18 protein-coding genes and 1 riboswitch are annotated in these 18845 nt (G+C 71.0%); of the genes, 13 read left to right on the forward strand and 5 right to left on the reverse strand.

Annotation, left to right across the window (positions count from 1 at the left end; translation table 11 throughout):
- Positions 1 to 71: 71 nt before the first annotated feature.
- A complete protein-coding gene (locus AC07AW_RS10920) occupies positions 72 to 1325 on the forward strand; it encodes a L,D-transpeptidase (protein WP_478815103.1) in 1254 nt (417 codons plus the stop codon).
- A gap of 22 nt (positions 1326 to 1347) precedes the next feature.
- Here the strand turns inward: AC07AW_RS10920 and AC07AW_RS10925 are convergent, their stop codons facing one another.
- Complete coding sequence (locus tag AC07AW_RS10925; protein WP_478815104.1) at positions 1348 to 1749, reverse strand: hypothetical protein; 402 nt, start codon at positions 1747 to 1749, stop codon at positions 1348 to 1350.
- 202 nt (positions 1750 to 1951) lie between these two features.
- On the opposite strand from AC07AW_RS10925, the gene ctaE reads away from it, so the two are divergent.
- The 6 genes from ctaE (at position 1952) to AC07AW_RS10955 (ending at position 9113) form a co-directional block, all read left to right on the forward strand.
- Positions 1952 to 2572 (forward strand): aa3-type cytochrome oxidase subunit III, encoded by a 621-nt coding sequence (gene ctaE, locus AC07AW_RS10930; protein WP_478815105.1) that lies wholly within the window; start codon positions 1952 to 1954, stop codon positions 2570 to 2572.
- Positions 2573 to 2646: 74 nt separating this feature from the next.
- A complete protein-coding gene (gene qcrC / locus AC07AW_RS10935; protein WP_478815106.1) occupies positions 2647 to 3456 on the forward strand; it encodes a cytochrome bc1 complex diheme cytochrome c subunit in 810 nt (269 codons plus the stop codon).
- Positions 3453 to 4505, forward strand: coding sequence for a cytochrome bc1 complex Rieske iron-sulfur subunit (gene qcrA / locus AC07AW_RS10940; RefSeq protein WP_478815107.1), 1053 nt, complete (start codon positions 3453 to 3455; stop codon positions 4503 to 4505). Before qcrC ends, qcrA begins: the two co-directional genes overlap by 4 nt.
- On the forward strand, positions 4502 to 6124 hold the full coding sequence (gene qcrB, locus AC07AW_RS10945) for a cytochrome bc1 complex cytochrome b subunit (protein ID WP_478815108.1): 1623 nt from the start codon (positions 4502 to 4504) through the stop codon (positions 6122 to 6124). The genes qcrA and qcrB overlap by 4 nt, the downstream gene beginning before the upstream one ends.
- A 121-nt stretch (positions 6125 to 6245) precedes the next feature.
- On the forward strand, positions 6246 to 7310 hold the full coding sequence (trpD, locus tag AC07AW_RS10950; protein ID WP_478815109.1) for an anthranilate phosphoribosyltransferase: 1065 nt from the start codon (positions 6246 to 6248) through the stop codon (positions 7308 to 7310).
- Between the two features lie 84 nt (positions 7311 to 7394).
- Positions 7395 to 7511: riboswitch (SAM riboswitch) on the forward strand.
- Between the two features lie 210 nt (positions 7512 to 7721).
- Positions 7722 to 9113 (forward strand): aminotransferase class V-fold PLP-dependent enzyme, encoded by a 1392-nt coding sequence (locus tag AC07AW_RS10955; protein WP_478815110.1) that lies wholly within the window; start codon positions 7722 to 7724, stop codon positions 9111 to 9113.
- A gap of 87 nt (positions 9114 to 9200) precedes the next feature.
- Here the strand turns inward: AC07AW_RS10955 and AC07AW_RS10960 are convergent, their stop codons facing one another.
- Together AC07AW_RS10960 and AC07AW_RS10965 are read right to left on the reverse strand one after the other, a co-directional pair.
- Positions 9201 to 9482: an Lrp/AsnC family transcriptional regulator gene (locus AC07AW_RS10960; RefSeq protein WP_017238849.1), complete on the reverse strand. Its 282-nt coding sequence runs from the start codon at positions 9480 to 9482 to the stop codon at positions 9201 to 9203.
- The gene (locus AC07AW_RS10965) at positions 9479 to 10213 is read right to left on the reverse strand and encodes a rhomboid family intramembrane serine protease (RefSeq protein ID WP_478815111.1); all 735 of its coding nucleotides are present in this window, start codon (positions 10211 to 10213) and stop codon (positions 9479 to 9481) included. The genes AC07AW_RS10960 and AC07AW_RS10965 overlap by 4 nt, the downstream gene beginning before the upstream one ends.
- Positions 10214 to 10372: 159 nt before the next feature.
- Here AC07AW_RS10965 and AC07AW_RS10970 point away from each other — a divergent pair, with 159 nt between their 5' ends.
- The 5 genes from AC07AW_RS10970 to AC07AW_RS10990 all read left to right on the forward strand — a co-directional run bounded on the left by AC07AW_RS10970 (position 10373) and on the right by AC07AW_RS10990 (position 15809).
- Positions 10373 to 10615, forward strand: coding sequence for a hypothetical protein (locus AC07AW_RS10970; protein WP_055644001.1), 243 nt, complete (start codon positions 10373 to 10375; stop codon positions 10613 to 10615).
- Between the two features lie 33 nt (positions 10616 to 10648).
- On the forward strand, positions 10649 to 12013 hold the full coding sequence (locus tag AC07AW_RS10975; protein ID WP_478815112.1) for an NYN domain-containing protein: 1365 nt from the start codon (positions 10649 to 10651) through the stop codon (positions 12011 to 12013).
- A gap of 257 nt (positions 12014 to 12270) precedes the next feature.
- Positions 12271 to 13308, forward strand: a complete 1038-nt coding sequence (locus tag AC07AW_RS10980; protein ID WP_478815113.1) for a C40 family peptidase — start codon at positions 12271 to 12273, stop codon at positions 13306 to 13308.
- A 198-nt stretch (positions 13309 to 13506) separates the two neighbouring features.
- The gene (locus tag AC07AW_RS10985; RefSeq protein WP_478815114.1) at positions 13507 to 14526 is read left to right on the forward strand and encodes a C40 family peptidase; all 1020 of its coding nucleotides are present in this window, start codon (positions 13507 to 13509) and stop codon (positions 14524 to 14526) included.
- Between the two features lie 68 nt (positions 14527 to 14594).
- Positions 14595 to 15809: a hypothetical protein gene (locus AC07AW_RS10990; RefSeq protein ID WP_478815115.1), complete on the forward strand. Its 1215-nt coding sequence runs from the start codon at positions 14595 to 14597 to the stop codon at positions 15807 to 15809.
- On the opposite strand, the gene AC07AW_RS10995 is transcribed toward AC07AW_RS10990, so the two are convergent.
- Positions 15806 to 16345, reverse strand: coding sequence for a PadR family transcriptional regulator (locus AC07AW_RS10995; protein ID WP_478815335.1), 540 nt, complete (start codon positions 16343 to 16345; stop codon positions 15806 to 15808). The two genes, AC07AW_RS10990 and AC07AW_RS10995, sit on opposite strands and share 4 nt — an antisense overlap.
- A gap of 101 nt (positions 16346 to 16446) precedes the next feature.
- On the opposite strand from AC07AW_RS10995, the gene AC07AW_RS11000 reads away from it, so the two are divergent.
- On the forward strand, positions 16447 to 17829 hold the full coding sequence (locus tag AC07AW_RS11000) for an MATE family efflux transporter (RefSeq protein WP_478815116.1): 1383 nt from the start codon (positions 16447 to 16449) through the stop codon (positions 17827 to 17829).
- A 314-nt stretch (positions 17830 to 18143) separates the two neighbouring features.
- Here AC07AW_RS11000 and AC07AW_RS11005 read toward each other — a convergent pair whose 3' ends face one another.
- Complete coding sequence (locus AC07AW_RS11005; RefSeq protein WP_478815117.1) at positions 18144 to 18524, reverse strand: hypothetical protein; 381 nt, start codon at positions 18522 to 18524, stop codon at positions 18144 to 18146.
- Positions 18525 to 18845 lie beyond the last annotated feature (321 nt).

Consider the following 18845-nt stretch of genomic DNA (forward strand, 5'->3'; position numbering starts at 1 on the left):
CCGAAGCGTCCGGGCCCCTCTTTTGCAGCACTCGGCGCGCCTGCCGCGAGGATCGTATTTAGCGTGAAGTCATGAACGACACGCCGCGCATTCGGACTGTTCTGAGCTGCACTCTTCTGGCTGTCACCGTCACCGCGGGTGCCACCGCGTGCGCGGGCTCCGACAACCACCCGCTGTCGGAGAAGGCCTACGACGCGGCCGACCAGCTCGCGGTCAACGCCCCCGCCGACGGAGCCAAGGCGGACCCCGAGAAGCCCCTGGAGATCACCACCAAGGGCGACGACGGCCGGATCACCGACGTCACCGCCACCGACGCCTCCGGGCACCACCTGGCCGGCGAACTCACCGCGGACGGGCAGCGCTGGCGCTCCACGGCCGCCCTGGCGGCCGGCGCCCGCTACACCGTCCAGGTGGCCACCGAGGACGAGGACGGCGCCCCAGGTGCCCGTACGTTCACTTTCGAGACGGCTCCGGCCAAACGGGCCCTCACCGCGACTTTCGGGCCGGAGGCGGGCACGTACGGCGTCGGGCAGCCCATCACGGCGGAGCTCAGCCTCCCGGTCAAGGACCGGTCGGCGCGCGCGGTCGTCGAACGGGCCCTCAAGGTCCGTTCCACACCCGCCGTCGAGGGCGCCTGGTACTGGGTGGACGACAAGAAACTGCACTTCCGTCCGAAGGAGTACTGGCCGGCCGGGGCGCACGTCACGGTCACGGGCAACCTGGACGGCCTCAAGGTCGGCGACAAGCTCTACGGCGGCGCCTCCAAGCCGCTGAAGCTCACCATCGGCGACCGTATCGAGGCCGTCGCCGACGCCGGATCGCTCCAGATGACCGTGAAGCGCAACGGGGAAGTGATCAACACCATCCCGGTGACCACCGGCAAGCCGGGCTTCTCCACCCGCAACGGCATCAAGGTCGTCCTCGGCAAGGAGTACTACGTCCGGATGCGGGGCACCAGCATCGGCATCGCGGAGGGCAGCTCCGACTCGTACGACCTGCCCGTGTACTACGCCACCCGGGTCACCTGGAGCGGCGAGTACGTGCACGCGGCGCCCTGGTCCGTCGGCTCGCAGGGCGTCGAGAACGTCAGCCACGGCTGTGTCGGCATGTCGACGGAGAACGCGGCCTGGTTCTACGAGACCGTCCGCCCGGGCGACATCGTCCGCGTCGTCAACAGCATCGGCGACACCATGGACACCTTCGGCAACGGCTTCGGCGACTGGAACATGGAGTGGGACAAGTGGCGCCAGGGCAGCGCCCTGGTGGAGACCGCCGGAAACCCGGTGGTCTCCACCGAGAAGGCCCGTCTGAGGCCCTCGATCTGAGCGGCGACGCGCCCTGAACGGCTCAGGCGTCGATCGACAGGCGTGAGCGCAGCAGGGTCGCCAGGGACGCCGCGAACTCGACCGGTTCCACCGGAAGGGTGACCGCGGCGTCCGCGCGGCTCCAGGTGGCCAGCCAGGCGTCCTGGGGCCGCCCGATCAGCAGCAGTACCGGCGGGCAGTGGAAGACCTCGTCCTTGATCTGCCGGCAGACCCCCATGCCTCCGGCGGGCACCGCCTCGCCGTCGAGCACGCACACGTCGATCCCGCCCTCGTCCAGGCGCTTCAGGACCGCGGCCAGCGTCGCGCACTCCACGAACTCGACCGGGGGAACGTCGGTCGCGGGCCTGCGTCCGGCCGCGAGCCGCACCTGCGCGCGGGTGTTCGCGTCGTCGCTGTAGACCAGGACCGTGGCACTCGACTGCATCGTTCCTCCGTGGGGAAGTCCGTGGGAAGGTCGTCGATCGATGCGCCGGATGCTACTCCGGTCCACACCCCGTCAACACCCGTTCAGCAGCTGTTCGAACGGTGCTCCGGGGCCTTCCCGCTGGGCCGTTCGGGCTGGACACACCCCCCTGACACTCCGAACGGCACCCCCCGGAGTGAGGGCGGGATAAGCGACCGACATAATGTCGGTCGTGGCGACAGTAACGACAGTAGAAACAGGGCACGCGCACCCGTCGGTCAATCGACCGAACCTCACCAGCGTCGGAACCATCATCTGGTTGAGCTCCGAGCTGATGTTCTTCGCGGCCCTCTTCGCGATGTACTTCACCCTGCGATCGGTGACGGGTCCCGAGTTCTGGGCGGAAAAGGCCTCGGCCTTGAACTTCCCCTTCTCGGCGACCAACACCACGATCCTGGTGCTCTCCTCCCTCACCTGCCAGCTCGGCGTCTTCGCCGCGGAGCGGGGCGATGTGAAGAAGCTCCGGACGTGGTTCATCATCACGTTCGTGATGGGTGCCATCTTCATCGGCGGCCAGGTCTTCGAGTACACCCAGCTGGTCAAGGAGGACGGCCTCTCGCTCTCCTCCGACGCGTACGGCACGGTGTTCTACCTGACCACCGGCTTCCACGGCCTGCACGTGACGGGCGGTCTCATCGCCTTCCTGCTGGTCCTCGGCCGGACGTACGCCGCCAAGAGGTTCACCCACGAGCAGGCAACCGCCGCCATCGTCGTGTCCTACTACTGGCACTTCGTCGATGTCGTCTGGATCGGCCTCTTCGCCACGATCTACATGATCAAGTAATCGGCTCCGCCTCCACGGCGGACCGAGACATCCAGCAAGCATCGACGCAGAAGATCCTGACACCGGGGTAATCCGTGAAAAAGCTCTCCGCACGACGACGCCATCCGCTGGCGGCGGTCGTCGTCCTACTTCTCGCGCTGGCGGCCACGGGGGGGCTGTACGCCGCGTTCGCGCCCGCGGGCACGGCGAAGGCCGATGAAACCGCCCAGTCCCTCGCCATCGAGGAGGGCAAGAAGCTCTACTCCGTCGGCTGCGCCAGCTGCCACGGAACCGGCGGTCAGGGCACCTCTGACGGCCCGTCCCTCGTAGGCGTCGGCTCGGCCGCGGTCGACTTCCAGGTCGGCACGGGCCGTATGCCGGCCCAGCAGCCGGGCGCCCAGGTCCCGAAGAAGAAGGTCATCTACACGCAGGCTGAGATCGATCAGCTCGCGGCGTACGTCGCCTCTCTCGGTGCCGGTGCGATCACGCCGACCGAGGGCCAGTACAGCCCTGACGGTGCCGACATCGCCAAGGGTGGCGAGCTGTTCCGCACCAACTGTGCCCAGTGCCACAACTTCACCGGTGAGGGTGGCGCGCTGACCTACGGCAAGTACGCCCCGAGCCTCGAAGACGTGGACCCGAAGCACCTCTACGAGGCCATGCAGACCGGCCCGCAGAACATGCCCTCCTTCCCCGACACGACCATGCCGGAGAAGGAGAAGAAGGACATCATCGCGTACGTCCAGGCCGTCAACAGCGACACGACCGAGAGCCCGGGCGGTCTCAAGCTCGGTGGCCTCGGCCCCGTCAGCGAGGGCCTGTTCGCCTGGGTCTTCGGCCTGGGCGCGCTGATCGCAGTTGCCATCTGGGTCGCGGCCCACACCGCTAAGGCCAAGAAGTCATGAGTAGCCAAGAGATTCCAGAAGAGACCCTGCCGGCAGGGCAGGACACCGCGCACGGCGCGGTGAAGGTCGCCGACGACCCGTTCGCCGACCCGGGCCTTCCGCCCCACAAGCCCCGCATCCAGGACATCGACGAGCGGGCCGCCCGCCGGTCCGAGCGTGCGGTCGCCTTCATGTTCGTGCTGTCGATGCTGGCCACCGTCGCCTTCATCGCCTCGTACGTGATCTTCCCGGTCGACAAGATCGTGTACATCTGGCCCTTCGGCCACGTGTCCGCGCTCAACTTCGCCCTGGGTATGACCCTCGGTGCCGCCCTCTTCTTCATCGGCGCGGGCGCGGTCCACTGGGCCCGCACCCTGATGTCCGACGTCGAGGTCGCCGACGAGCGTCACCCGATGGCGGCGACGCCCGAGGTCAAGGCGAAGGTCATGGCGGACTTCGCGGCCGGTGCCGCGGAGTCGGGCATGGGCCGCCGCAAGCTCATCCGCAACACGATGTTCGGTGCGCTGGCGCTTGTCCCGCTCTCCGGCATCGTCCTGCTGCGTGACATGGGCCCGCTGCCCGAGAAGAAGCTCCGGTCCACGCTGTGGGCCAAGGGGCTCCAGCTCATCAACATGAACACGCACGAGCCGCTGCGTCCCGAGGACGTCGCGGTCGGCTCGCTGACCTTCGCGATGCCCGAGGGCCTCTCGGAGCACGACGAGCACTTCCAGACCGAGATCGCCAAGGCCGCCCTGATGATCGTCCGGATCCAGCCGGAGGACATCAAGGACAAGCGCGAGCTCGAGTGGTCCCACCAGGGCATCGTCGCGTTCTCGAAGATCTGCACCCACGTCGGTTGCCCGATCTCCCTGTACGAGCAGCAGACGCACCACGTGCTCTGCCCGTGCCACCAGTCCACCTTCGACCTCTCCGACGGCGCCCGCGTCATCTTCGGCCCGGCCGGTCACGCCCTTCCGCAGCTGCGGATCGGCGTGAACGACAAGGGCTTCCTCGAGGCGCTCGGCGACTTCGACGAGCCCGTCGGTCCTGCCTTCTGGGAGCGCGGATGAGCACCGTGACCACGAGTAAGAAAGCACCCGCCGGTGAGCGGGTCGCGGACTGGGCCGACGGCCGCCTGGGGATCTACACGCTGGCCAAGGCCAACATGCGGAAGATCTTCCCGGACCACTGGTCCTTCATGCTGGGCGAGGTCTGCCTCTACAGCTTCCTCATCATCATCCTGACGGGCGTCTATCTGACGATGTTCTTCCACCCGTCGATGAACGAGGTGGAGTACGTCGGACCGTACGTCCCGCTCCAGGGACAGCTGATGTCCGAGGCGTTCAACTCGACCATGCACATCTCCTTCGAGGTGCGCGGTGGTCTGCTGATCCGGCAGATCCACCACTGGGCGGCGCTGATCTTCCTCGCCGGCATGTTCGTGCACATGATGCGCGTGTTCTTCACCGGCGCGTTCCGCAAGCCGCGTGAGATCAACTGGCTGTTCGGCTTCCTGCTGTTCTTCCTGGGCATGTTCACCGGCTTCACCGGTTACTCGCTCCCGGACGACCTGCTCTCCGGCACCGGTGTCCGCTTCATGCAGGGCGCGATCCTGTCCGTGCCGGTCCTCGGCACGTACCTCTCGATGTTCCTGTTCGGCGGCGAGTTCCCCGGCGGCGACTTCGTCGCCCGGTTCTACTCGGCGCACGTGCTGCTGCTGCCCGGCATCATGCTGGGTCTCGTGGTCGCCCACCTCATCCTGGTGTTCGTCCACAAGCACACGCACTTCGCCGGCCCCGGCCGGACGAACGAGAACGTCGTCGGCATGCCGCTGCTGCCCGTGTACATGGCGAAGGCCGGAGGCTTCTTCTTCCTGGTCTTCGGTGTCATCGCGGTCATCGCGGCGATCGCCTCGATCAACCCGATCTGGGCCATCGGCCCGTACCGCCCGGACCAGGTGTCCACCGGCGCCCAGCCCGACTGGTACATGGGCTTCGCCGAGGGTCTGATCCGAGTGATGCCGGGCTGGGAGATCAACCTGTGGGGCCACACGCTGGTCCTCGGCGTGATGATCCCGCTGGCGATCTTCCCGGCGGTCCTCGCGGCCATCGCGGTCTACCCGTTCATCGAGTCCTGGATCACCGGCGACAAGCGCGAGCACCACATCGCGCAGCGCCCGCGCAACGCTCCGACGCGCACCGCCTTCGGTGTCGCCTGGATCACCGCGTACATGATCATGCTCGTGGGTGGTGGAAACGACCTCTGGGCGACCCACTTCCACCTGTCGCTGAACTCGATCACCTGGTTCGTGCGGATCTTCTTCTTCGCCGGCCCGGTCATCGCGTTCATCGCCACCAAGCGGATCTGCCTCGGCCTCCAGCGCCGCGACAAGGACAAGGTGCTGCACGGCCGCGAGTCGGGCATCATCAAGCGCCTGCCGCACGGTGAGTTCGTCGAGGTCCACCAGCCGCTCAGCCAAGGCGAGCTGCACCGCCTCACGGCGCACGAGCAGTACGACGCCGCGGAGCTTCCGCCGGCCGTCGACGAGAACGGCGTGGAGCGCAAGATCGGCCGCATGGAGAAGCTCCGGGTCAAGCTCAACAAGGGCTACTACGGCGACGACAGCCAGATCGCCAAGCCCACGGTCGAGGAGTACAAGGAGATCCAGAGCGGCCACGGCCACCACTGATCACCTGACCTCGTAGGTCGCCACGGCGAGAGCCCCGTCCATTCGATGGACGGGGCTCTTTGCCGTGCCCGGACATCGATAGGGTGGGTGTGTATCCGTCACGTGATCATCAGGAGCTGCCATGAGCGCTGCGACCCCCGCTGGAGGACCTACGTCGGCGGGCCGCTCCTGGCCCGTCCTGCTGAACGGACTCCTCGACGGCCACGACCTCACCGCCGACGACACGGCCTGGGCGATGGACCTGATCATGAGCGGCGAGGCGACCGACGCGCAGATCGCCGGCTTCATGGTGGCGCTGCGCGCCAAGGGCGAGACCGTGCAGGAGATCGCCGGCCTCGTCCGGACCATGTACGCGCACGCCAACGTCATCGAGGTACCCGGCCGCACCGTCGACATCGTCGGCACCGGCGGCGACGGCGCCAAGACGGTGAACATCTCCACCATGGCGTCGATCGTGGTCGCCGGGACGGGCGCCAAGGTCGTCAAGCACGGCAACCGCGCCGCGTCCTCCGCCTCCGGCTCCTCCGACGTCCTGGAGAAGCTCGGCGTCAATCTGAACCTGACCCCGCAGCGGGTCGCCGAGGTCGCCGACGAAGCAGGCATCACCCTCTGCTTCGCGATCAGGTTCCACCCCTCGCTGCGGCACGTCGCCGCGGCCCGTGGCCAGCTGGGCATCCGGACGACCTTCAACGTCCTCGGCCCGCTGACCAACCCGGCCAAGGTACGGTCCCAGGCCGTCGGGGTCGCCGACCCGCGCATGGCGCCCATCGTCGCCGGGGTCCTCGCCGAGCGCGGGAACTCCGCCCTGGTCTTCCGCGGCGACGACGGCCTGGACGAGCTGACGACCACCTCCACCTCCCGGGTCTGGGTGGTCCGGGACGGCGGCGTCACCGAGGAGCGCTTCGACCCGCGGGACGTCGGCATCGACCTCGTCCCCCTGGAGGCGCTGCGCGGCGGCGACGCCTCGTACAACGCCGACGTCGCCCGCCGGCTGCTCGCGGGGGAGACCGGTCCGGTACGGGACGCGGTGCTGCTCAACGCCGCGGCGGCGCTCACCGCCCTGGACCCCGGCACGGGCACCCTCGCGGAGCAGCTGGGCGCCGGCATCGCGAAGGCGGCCGAGGCGATCGACTCCGGCGCGGCCCTGCGGTCCCTGGAGCGGTGGATCGCCGTCAGCAACGCCTGAACCGCGCCTTGCGCCGTACGACCCCGGTCCACCATGCGGACCGGGGTCTTGCGCTTCGGCGATCATGTGGCAGGATGCTTCACAGGTCACGAGTGACAGCGTTTTGGCCCCGGCTTGCTGTCCGGCAACCCTCCTTCCGTGGCGGGGTGCCCCGGGTGATGACCGGGCCGTAGGCAGCGAGGTCTACGGCAAGCGCGGATCCCTCGAGCACCAGGGGTCCTGGTCAGTCGAGGAGCTTTTTCCGTGAGCAAGCGAATGCGATAGGGCGACTCCGCCCCTTCTTCACCCTCGGAAACAGGGTCCCTTCCGCGTACCCCCATGTCCTCCGAGGCATCACCCGTACCCCGCCGTACCCGGCCGCGTACGGGATTCACCGAAGCCATTCCGCACCGCCCGCCGGGAGATACCGCCATGTCCGCATACCCGAACGCCACTGCCGTCACCGCCGACTCCGAGTCCGCCGACCCCTGCTGCGCCGCCCCGCTGCCGGTCCTCGGCCGGGACGTCACCGTCCCGCTCGTCACCGGCGGCGAGGTGACCTACGCGGCGCTCGACTACGCGGCCAGCGCGCCGGCGCTCCAGCGGGTCTGGGACGACGTCGCCGCGTACGCCCCGTACTACGGCAGCGTCCACCGCGGCGCCGGCTACCTCTCCCAGCTCTCCACCGACCTCTTCGAGAACAGCCGCGTCACCGTCGCCGAGTTCCTCGACTGCCGCCCCGACGACCAGGTCGTCTTCACCCGCTCCACCACCGACTCGCTGAACCTGCTCGCCGCCACGATCCCGGCCGGCTGCCAGGTCTTCGTCTTCGAGACCGAGCACCACGCCTCCCTGCTGCCCTGGCGCGACGCCCGCGTCACCTACCTCAACGCGCCGCGCACCCCGGAGCAGGCCGTCGAGACCCTGGAACGCGCCCTCGCCGACCGCGACCCCTACGGCCCGGCCCTGGTCTGCGTGACCGGTGCCTCCAACGTCACCGGTGAGCTGTGGCCGGTGAAGGAGCTCGCCGCCGCCGCGCACGCGCACGGCGCCCGGATCGTGCTCGACGCCGCCCAGCTCGCCCCCCACCACCCGGTCTCCGTGCGGGAGTTGGACGTGGACTGGGTCGCCTTCTCCGGGCACAAGCTGTACGCGCCCTTCGGCTCCGGCGTCCTCGCCGGCCGTGCCGACTGGCTTCAGGATTCCGAGCCCTACCTCGCGGGCGGCGGCGCCTCCCGCAAGGTGGCCCGCCGGGCCGACGGTGGTGTGGACGTGGAGTGGCACACCACCGCGGCCCGGCACGAGGCGGGTTCGCCGAACGTCATCGGCGTCTACTCGATCGCCTCCGCCTGCAAGGCGCTGACCGAGGCCGGCTTCGACTCCCTCGTCGCCCGCGAGCAGCACCTGATCGCCAAGGTCCGCGAGGGCCTGGCCGAGGTGCCCGAGGTGCGGGTGCTCTCGCTCTTCGGCGACGACGCGCCCCGCGTGGGCGTCATCTCCTTCGTCGTGGAGGGCTGGAACAGCTCCCACTTCGCCGCCGCGCTCTCCGCCGAGTACGGCATCGGCGTCCGCGACGGTCTCTTCTGCGCCCACCCGCTGGTCCGCACCCTGCTCGGCAGCGACCCGCAGGACCCGGGCGAGTGCGGCTCCCCCGAGGCGGCCCCGGGGGAGCGGTCCCTGAACGCCATCCGGGTGAGCTTCGGCGCCGGTACTCCGGACGAGCACGTGGACCGGTTCGTCGGCGCCGTGAAGGAGCTCGTCCGGGACGGCGCGCAGTGGAAGTACCGCACCGAGGACGGCCGCTGCGTCCCGGACCGCGGCTGATCAGTCACTCGTACGGGTGAAGGGGGCCTCCCGGTCGGGAGGCCCCCTTCAGCCATGTCGCGTGCGCGGTGTCAGGACTCCGGACCGTCAGGACTCCAGACCGATGGCGAAGGCCGCCTCCAGGTCGTGCTGGGAGTACGTCCGGAAGGCGACGTGCGTGTCCGTGGCCTCGACGCCCGGAATCTTGCTGATACGGCCGGGGATCACGTCCGCCAGGTCGTCGTGGCGCGGCACCCGGACCATGGCGATCAGGTCGTACGTACCGGTGACCGAGAAGACCTCGCTGACGCTGTCGAGCGCGGCGATCGACTCGGCGATCTCGGGGATGCGGTCCACGCTGGTCTTGATGAGCACGATCGCGGTGATCACGGCTGGCTTTCTCCCTCGGTCGCCGCGGCTTGGGCTTTCACTCTATCCCCACCGCGGAAGCGCACCCAGGCGTAGAGGAAGCCGACGGAGAAGCCCACGACATGGGCCAGATAGGCGACGCCGGGTCCCGCGCCCGCCGCCCGCGCGGCCAGCCACTGCAGGGTGAACCAGAAGATCAGCACGATCCAGGCGGGGAAGCGCAGCGGCAGGAAGAACAGGAAGGGGAAGAGGCTGGTGACCCGGGAGCGGGGGAAGAGGAAGAGGAAGGCCCCGAGCACCGCGGAGATCGCCCCGGAGGCCCCGACCAGGGTCTGCTCGCTGTCCGCGTGCGCCACCGCGTACCCGGACAGGGCGATGTAGCCGGTCCCCAGGTAGAAGAGGCAGAACTCGACGGCCCCCATGCGCTCCTCGGCCATCGCGCCGAAGACGTACAGGAAGAGCATGTTTCCCAGCAGGTGGAGCCAGCTGCCGTGCACGAAGAGCGCGGTCAGCGGGGTGAGCAGGGCGCGCGGATCGCCGCTCGTCAGCTCGGCGGGGATCACGCCCCAGCGGCGGAAGTAGGCGCCCTGGGCGGCGAGGAGCTCGTCACCCGTGCCGTACCCCGGGTTGAGTCCGGAGACCGGGCTGACGGCGAAGAGCAGGCAGCAGGCGGCGATCAGCCCGTAGGTCACCGTGGGTCCGCTGCGGGTGCCCCGCCAGGCACCGAGGACCGCGCCTCGCCAGTCGATCATGGACAGATCATGGCGTACCGGGGCCGAAGTGGACAGAGTGCCTCGCCGTGCCCCGCCCTCCCCGCGAGGCCGTAGGGTTACGGGCACCACCACCGCAGTTCGACGGCGCACCGCGGCACCCGCACCTGGTACCACGCAACAGGAAGAAGGACGGCACCGATGACGACGGTTCCCCTGCCGACCGACGAGACCCGCTGGCGCTGCACGCTCTGCGGAAACCTGACCCGTTTCGACGTGACCCGCTCCTCCAAGGTCGTGGAGTACGTCCATCTGGACCTCGCCGGAGACCCGACGGTCGAGGAGCGGCAGGTGGTCAGTGAGACCATCGAGTCGGTCCGCTGCCGCTGGTGCAACGCGGTGGACCAGATCGAACTGGTGGACAGGCCGGGCGCCGCTTCCTGAGGGACGGCGCGGACGACATAGGGGTGACGGATCGTGGAGCAGCCCGCGCACGGTGGTGAGCCGGCCGGCGCGGCAGGTGACGCTGCCGAGACGCTCGACCACCCATTGCCGGAAGGTGTACGGCGGCGGGTCGTCGCGCTGGTCGCGGACGCCTTCGGCGGGCTCACCGTCGCGGAGCTGCCCGCGCCCCTGCGGCAGTACGCCCGCTTCACCGCGAGCCGGCGGGCCAAGTTCGCCGGCAACGCGATGGCCGCCGCGCTGGAGAGCGACCCGCTCTTCCGGCAGCGGATCGGCGAACGGTTCAAGCAGGGCCAGCCCGAGCTGGCCGGAGCCGTGGAAACCGGCACCCCGCCCGCGGCCGCCGACCCCGTCGACGTGGCGGCGGCCGCCTATGTGCTGCGCCCGCCCGGCTGGGTCAAGCTCGTCGCCGCCGCCGGCGAGGAGGCCCAGCGGGTCGACGCCGAGCGGGCCGACGAGGCCGGCCGGCGCGAGCTGGAACGGCTGCGCGAGGAGCTCGCCGCCGCCCGGGACCGCTCCCGGGGCGAGACCGAGCAGCTCCGGCACGACCTGGACGCCGCCCGCAAGGAAGCGGAATCGCTTCACCGCAAGCTGCGCAGTGCCCAGAGCGACGTCAAGCGAGGCGAGGCGGCCCTGCGCAAGGTCCAGGGCGAGATCGAGGCCGCGCGGGCCGAGTCGGCGGCCCAGGTGTCGGCCGCCGAGAGCGAGACCCGGCGCCTCAAGGCGCGGCTCGGCGAGGTCGAGGCGGCCCTGGAGGCGAGCCGCAGGACCGCCCGTGAGGGCCGCTCGGTGGAGGACATGCGGCTGCGGCTGCTGCTGGACACGGTGCTCGACGCGGCCCAGGGGCTGCGGCGCGAACTCGCGCTGCCGCCCGTCTCGGTGCACCCGGCGGACACCGTGGACGCGGTGGAGCCGGGGCGGATGTCCCCGAAGGACATCGCGGCGCGGGCGCTCTCCGAGACGGACCCGGCGCTGCTCGACCAGCTGCTCGCGCTGCCACAGGCGCATCTGGTCGTCGACGGCTACAACGTCACCAAGACCGGCTATCCGACGATGCCGCTGGAGAAGCAGCGGCTGCGGCTGCTCGGCGCGCTCTCGGCCCTGGCGGCCCGCTCGGGCGCCGAGGTCACCTGTGTCTTCGACGGGGCGGAGCTGGCGGCCCCGGTGCTGCTCGCCCCGCCGCGCGGGGTGCGGGTGCTGTTCTCCAAGCCCGGTGTCACGGCGGACGAGTTGATCCGTCAGCTGGTCCGGGCGGAGCCGCCGGGCCGGCCGGTCGTGGTGGTCTCCACCGACCGTGAGGTGGCCGACGGAGTCGCGAAGGCGGGCGCGCGGCCGGTGACGTCCGCCTTGTTGCTGAAGCGGCTTTCGCGCCTCTCGTGACGCATCGCAACTCCTGGGCGATATGCCCGAATTCTGGATGGCGCACTGTCAAGTACCCATCACTGGCAGTGTGATGTATGTAAATAAAGTGGTGCGTGAGCGAGATTTTTGCCAGCGGGATTTGAACTGATCACAACTCGGTCACTAGGGTCGGGCTTCGAACCTTCGCGCGGTTGATCACCCATCCGGGGTGGCGGCGGAGGAACCGCCTGCCCGTGACCGGTTGGGCGGCTCTGAGGAAGAAGGAGCTCGCCTTCGTGGCGTCCCACCGTCGACCCAAGCAGCCGAGCCGCACCCGTGTGACCGTGCTCACCGTGACCGCGGCCGCCGCCGTCGCACTCACCGCCCAGTCCGGCGCCCAGGCGGCCCCCGCCAAGCCCAAGATCGACGAGGTCAAGGCGAAGGTCGACGCACTGCACCACGAGGCCGAGGAGGCCACGGAGCAGTACAACCTCGCCGAGGAGCGCCGCGGCAAGCTGCAGAAGGAGATCGGCGACCTCCAGGACAAGGTGGCCCGCGGTCAGCAGGAGCTCAACACTCTGCGCGACCAGATCGGTTCGGTCGCCAGCGCCCAGTACCGCTCCGGCGGCATCGACCCGGCGCTCCAGCTCTTCCTCTCCTCCGACCCGGACACCTACCTCGACAAGGCGTCCGCGATCGACCAGTTGAGCGCCCAGCAGGCCGACGTGCTCACCTCGATCCAGGCCAAGCAGCGCACGCTCGCCCAGCAGCGCGCCGAGGCCACCTCGAAGCTGGCCGACCTCGAGGACGTCCGCAAGACCCTCGGCGCCAAGAAGGCGAAGTACCAGGGCAAGCTGGCCGAGGCCCGCAAGCTCCTCAACAGCCTCACCGCGGCCGAGCGGGCCAAGATGGAGCAGCAGGAGCAGCGCGCCAGCCGCGCCGCCGGCGAGCGCGTCAACCTGGGCAGCGAGGTCCCCGCGAACGGCTTCGGCGCCGCCGCGCTCGCGGCCGCCGCCACCCAGCTCGGCAAGCCGTACGTCTCCGGCGCCGAGGGCCCCAACTCGTACGACTGCTCCGGTCTGACCATGTGGTCCTACCGCCAGGCCGGCGTCACGCTCACCCGCACCACCTACACCCAGCAGAACGACGGCGTGAAGATCGGCCGCGGCCAGCTCAAGCCGGGCGACCTGGTCTTCTTCAACAACCTGTCGCACGTCGCGCTGTACGCGGGCAACAACACGATCCTGCACGCCCCCAAGCCGGGCGCGGTCGTCCGCTACGAGTCCATGAACTACATGGGCACCTTCCAGTTCGGCGTCCGGATCGGCGGCTGACCCGCCCCCGCGACCCGCTGCGGCACACCGCCCGAACGGGTGGTTCGCCGCGACGCGCACTGACCTGACGCCCCGCCGGTGACCTGTGTTCTCCGGCGGGGCGTCACTTTGTGTGCCCGGCGCCTTCGTTGGACGAGGACTGATCAGCGGCTACTGTCTGCCGCGCCAGTCTGCGTCGAGCCGAACGGAGCGCGATTCGTGGCGTCCCACCGCCGACCCGCCCGGGTCACCGTCCTCACCGCCGCCGCCGCGGCCACCGCGGCGGCGTCCCTCGGGGCCGTCCCCGCGAGCGCCGACCCCGGGGCCACGCCCGCGGCCACCCGCGCCACGGTCGACCGCCTCTTCGAGGAGGCCGAGAAGGCCACCGAGGGTTACAACCGGGCGGACGAGAAGGCGGACGCGCTGCGCAGGACGGTCTCCCAGGCGCAGGACAGCCTCGCCCGCGGCCAGGAGCGCATCAACCGCATGCGGGGCGCGCTCGGTTCGGTCGCCGGGGCCCAGTACCGCTCCGGCGGCATCGACCCCGCCCTCGCCCTGCTGCTCTCCTCCGACCCGGACAGCTACCTGGACCGGGCCTCCGCCCTGGACCGGGTCACCGCCCGGCAGGGCGCCGCGCTCGGCGAACTCCTGCGCGAGCAGCGCGGTCTGAACCAGAAGCGGAGCGAGGCCCGCGCGGCCCTCGGTGAACTGGAGCGCAGCCGGGCCGAGGTCGCCCGCCACAAGCGCACCGTCGAGCGGAAGCTCGCCGAGGCCCGCCGGGTGCTCGCCTCCCTCACCGCCGAGGAGCGCGCCGACTACGACCGGGCCTCCCGCACCGGCGAGCGCGCCGACACCCCCGCCGAGGAGCTGCCGCCGCTCGCCGACCTCGGCCCCTCCCGGGCCGCCGCCGCGGTGATCGCCGCCCGCAGCGCGATCGGCAGGCCGTACGTGTGGGGGGCGACCGGCCCCTCCGCCTTCGACTGCTCGGGCCTGATGGTCTGGTCGTACCGGCAGGCCGGGATCAGCCTGCCCCGCACCTCCTCGGCGCAGCGGTACGCCGGCCGGCAGGTGCCGCTCTCGCAGGCGCAGCCGGGCGACCTCGTCACGTACCGCGGGGACGCCAGCCATGTGGCGATCTACGCCGGGAACGGCCAGGTCATCCACGCCCCCTATCCGGGCGCCCGGGTCCGCTACGACCCGGTGAACATGATGTCCCACGTCACCGTGACCCGCGTCTGACCCGCGTCGGACCCGCGTCGGACCCGCGTCGGACCCGCTTCTGACCCCGTCCCCGTACGATCGGGGGCGTGGCGGGCAGGCGGAGCGGAGTGGTGCGCGGTGCGGCGGCGGGGCTGCTGGCCGCGGTGCTCGCCCTCGGCGGATGCGCGGCCCCCGCCCCGGCCGGGCCGGCGTCCGAGGAGATCCAGAGCCTGCTCGACCGGCACGCGCGGGCGCTCCTCGACCGGGACGAGGACGGCTACCTCGCGGCCCTCGACCCCGCGCTCGTACCGGCCGCGCGCACCGAGTTCGACCGGCTCGCGAAGGTCCCGCTCGGCGGCTGGACGTACCGGGTCACCGATGTCGACCGGGCTGGTGAGGGCCGGGTCGTCGCCAGGGCCGAGCTCGGCTACCGGATCAAGGGCTACGACTCAGGGCCCGCCACCACCGAGCGGGTCCTCGACCTCGCCGAGCGGGACGGCCGCTGGTACGTGACCGGCGACCGCGCCGCCGAGGGCGCCCCGCAGCAGCTGTGGCAGCAGGGCGAGGTCACGACCGTCACCGGCAGGCGCAGCCTCGTCCTCGGCGTGGGGCAGAGCCAGGAGCGGCTGCGGGAGATCGCGGCCGCGGCGGACCGGGCGGTGCCCGCGGTCGGGGACGCCTGGCGCGGGAACTGGGCGGGCCGGGTCGTGGTCCTCGTACCCGCCTCGATCGAGGCGATGGGCCGGCTCCTCGGCGGGCCGGCCGCCTCCTACCGGGGCATCGCGGCCGTCACGACCGGCCGGACCGGCGGCGGTCCCACCGCGCCGGCGGACCGGGTGATCGTGAACCCGGACGCGTACGCGGTGCTCGGGGCGTTCGGCCGGCAGCTGGTCCTCACCCACGAGACCACCCATGTCGCCACCCGCGTCCAGACCACCGGGTCCACCCCGGTCTGGCTCTCCGAGGGCTTCGCCGACTGGGTCGCCTACCGGGGGACCGAGCGCACCGCAGCCCAGGCCGCCCCCGAGCTGCGCCGCGCGGTCCTGGCCGGCGACCTCCCAGCCGAGCTCCCGGAGGACGAGGCCTTCTCCTTCGGCGGGGACGCGGAGGCCCTGGCGCGGGCCTACGAGGGCGGCTGGCTGGCCTGCGAGCTGATCGCGGACCGCTGGGGCGAGGAGAAGCTGACCGCGTTCTACCGGGCGGTGGGGGCGCACCCGGGCCGGGACGGCGCGGTGGAGACGGCGCTCCGGAAGGTCCTGGTCACCACTCCGGAGGAGTTCACCGCCGACTGGCGGGCGTACCTGGGGGAGCGGCTCGGCTAGCTCTCCGGCTGCGGGCTCTCCAGCTGCGCCAGCGCCTCCTGCAGCCAGGCCTTCTCCGCCGTGCCCGTCGCGCGGGCGATCCGCAGCATCCCCTGGCGGAAGAGGTCGGGCTCCCGCTCGACGGTGACCGGGGTCCCGCCCTCGTAGAAGAAGCTGGCCGGGGTGTCCAGGAACTCCTGGCGGCGGCGGAGCACGGCCGCCTGGTCCGCCCGGTCCGGCAGGTGCCGCAGGAAGGCGAGCAGGGTGAAGAAGCGCTGGCCGTCGGTGATCTCGGCGTCCTTGGGCGCACGCAGCCGGGCGAGGAGCTCCCGGCGGCCCCCGGGGGTGAGCGAGAGCGTGCGGCGCGGGGCCGCGCTCGCGCCGGGCTCCGTACGGCTGTCGACCAGGCCGTTCTTCACCAGCCGGGTGATGGCGGGGTAGAGGGCGCCGTCGCTGACCGGGCGGACGTGGCCGCTCAGGCCCTGGATGCGTTCCTTGAGCTCGTAGCCGTGCAGCGGCTTCTCGTACAGGAAGCCCAGGATCGACAGCTCCAGCACCTTGCACCACTCCTTCGCGCTTGTCGGGGGACCGGTTCTCATGCTACCTCTTTTCGAGGTGCCTCGAATCGAGGTACATCGGAAAGAGGGGGTCCTTTCGCATGTCCTCGCTGTCGCCGCCGTCCTCGCACCGCCGGACTCTCGTCCGGCTCGCCCGCCCGGTCTATCTCGAACTCCTCGCCGGAGTCGCCGCCGGCATCATCAACATGGTCTGGGTCGCCCGGCTCGGCGGGGACGCCGTCGCCGCCGTCGCGGTCGCCACCAACGTCGAGAACCTCCTGCTCGGCGTCGTCCTCATGGCCGGCTCCGGCACCACCGTCCTCGTCGCCCGCGCCCGGGGCGCCGACGACCCCGGCGCCGTCCGCGCCGCCGTCCGCGGCGGCACCGCCCTGTGCGCCCTGCTCGTGCCACCCGTCGCCCTCGGGGGCTACCTGCTGCGGGACCCGCTCGCCGCCCTCCTGCTCGGCGGCTCCGGCCACCCCGCGCACGCCCTGGCCACCGCCTACTTCGCGATCTCGCTCCCGGGCACGGCCGTCTTCTTCGCCACGAACGTCCTCGACGGAATCCTCAAGGGCACCGGCGACACCCGCACCCCCATGCGGCTCGCCTTCCTCGCCAACGGCCTGATCCTCGTCCTCGACCCGCTGCTCATCCACGCGTACGGGGTTCCCGGCGCCGCCCTCGCCACCGTCACCGGCCGGACCGTCGCCCTCGCCGCCGGCCTCGTCGCCCTGCGCCGCGACCCGCTCCTCAGGGCCGCGCGGGCCGCCCGGGCGGCCCTGCCCACGGCCGCCGCGCTGCGCCGCACCGCCGCCACCGGGCTGCCCATGGCCGTCGACTTCACGGTCCGGATGGCCGGAGCCCTCGCGCTCGTCTCCGTCGTCGCCCGGCTCGGTGTCACCGAGATCGCCGCCTACGGCATCGCCACCAAGGCCATGTACGTGGCGACCATGGCCTTCTACGCCGTCCGCCAGGCCGCGTCCATCCACAGCGCCCACCTCCTCGGCGCGGGCCGGGACGAACGCCGGGCCGTCGGCCGGCAGGCCCTCCTCCTCGGCGCCGCCCTCGGCGCGAGCGCCGCAGGGCTGCTGCTCCTCGGCGCCGGACCCGTCATGCGGGCCTTCGGCGCCGAGCCCGCGGTGGCGGAGGCGGGCGCGCTCTTCCTGCGCTGCCTCGGCCCCTATCTGCTGCTCATGGCCGGGTACATCGCGCTCGCCGGGGTCTTCGAGGGCACCGGGGCGAGCCCGTACCTCGCCCGGATCACCCTCGCCGGCGTCCTCGTCCAGCTCCCCCTCGCGTACGCCCTCTCAGGCGCGGGACTCGGCCTCCCCGGGATCTGCCTCGCGATGGCCCTCGCCATGGGAGCCCAGTGCGCGGCCCTCGGCCTGCTGCACCGCCGTACGGTCACGGCCGCCCCCGGGAGGACCGGGAAGGCCGGGAAGAGTCAGTACGAGCCGGACAAGGCCTTCTCGCGCTCCGGCTGAGCGCCCTGGGCCGCCCAGGCGAACGAGTGCGGCCGGCCTGGCGAGCTGATCACGGATCGCCGGGGCGAGGAGAAGCCGACCGCGTTCTACCGGGCGGTGGGCACGCACTCGGTGAGGGAGGGCGCGGTGGAGAAGGCGCTCCAGGACGTCCTTGAGACCACGCCGGAGCAGTGTGCAGCGGACTGGCGCGCGCACCTGACCGAGCGGCTGGGCGGCGCGAAAACCTAGAACGCGGATCGGCCGCCGGCGTAAGCCGACGGCCGATCAGGAGAACTCCGGACCTGGTCTGAGGGAGCGGAGCTCTCGGGGTCCAGCTAGCGGGTGATCTTCGGCGTGGCCTTGATCAGAGCGCCGGTGTTCCCGTTCAGCAGCTTGCCGTAGCAGGCACCCTGGCTGCCGACGGAAAAGACGTAGGACCGGGTCTGACCCGCGACGATGGTGAACTTGCCCAGGTCGCCGAACCAACGGCCGTTGTCGCAGTACAGGTTGAAGTCGACCGTCGCCGCGGCGCCGGACTTCTTGTAGTACTGAATGCGGTAGCCCGCCGGGTCGACGTTCAGGCACAGGCTGCCGCCGTCAGGAGTGGTGGAGCAGGCTGTGGTGACGGCGTTGGCCGTAGAACCGAAAGTCGCCATGGCGCCGACCATGGCGGCGGTGGAAAGCCCGACGCCCAGTGCGCGACGAATGAAAGTCATGTTCCGTCCCCTCGTTTTGTCGTCCCTTCTGGGGCGACAGGGGCAGAGAATATGGCCTCGACATCGCACTCGTGATCGAGTTTCGTTTGTGTGGGCGAATTTGAGCCGATTTCGCTCGGCCGGTCTCGTGGTACAGGGCGACGAACGGAGCCCGCTGCCACAGGAGTTGACCGACGGGTTTTGCCGCTCGATCCGACCGACTTGACGGACTGCCCCGCCCAGGCGGGGGAAGACCTGTCGGTGGTCCTGGGATCGGCCATCCTCAAGTCCGGATTTCGGGCCCAGGACTGGCCGAGTTCATTCGCATCGCCAGGCGTGGGC

Source organism: Streptomyces sp. NPDC044003 (assembly GCF_056435185.1).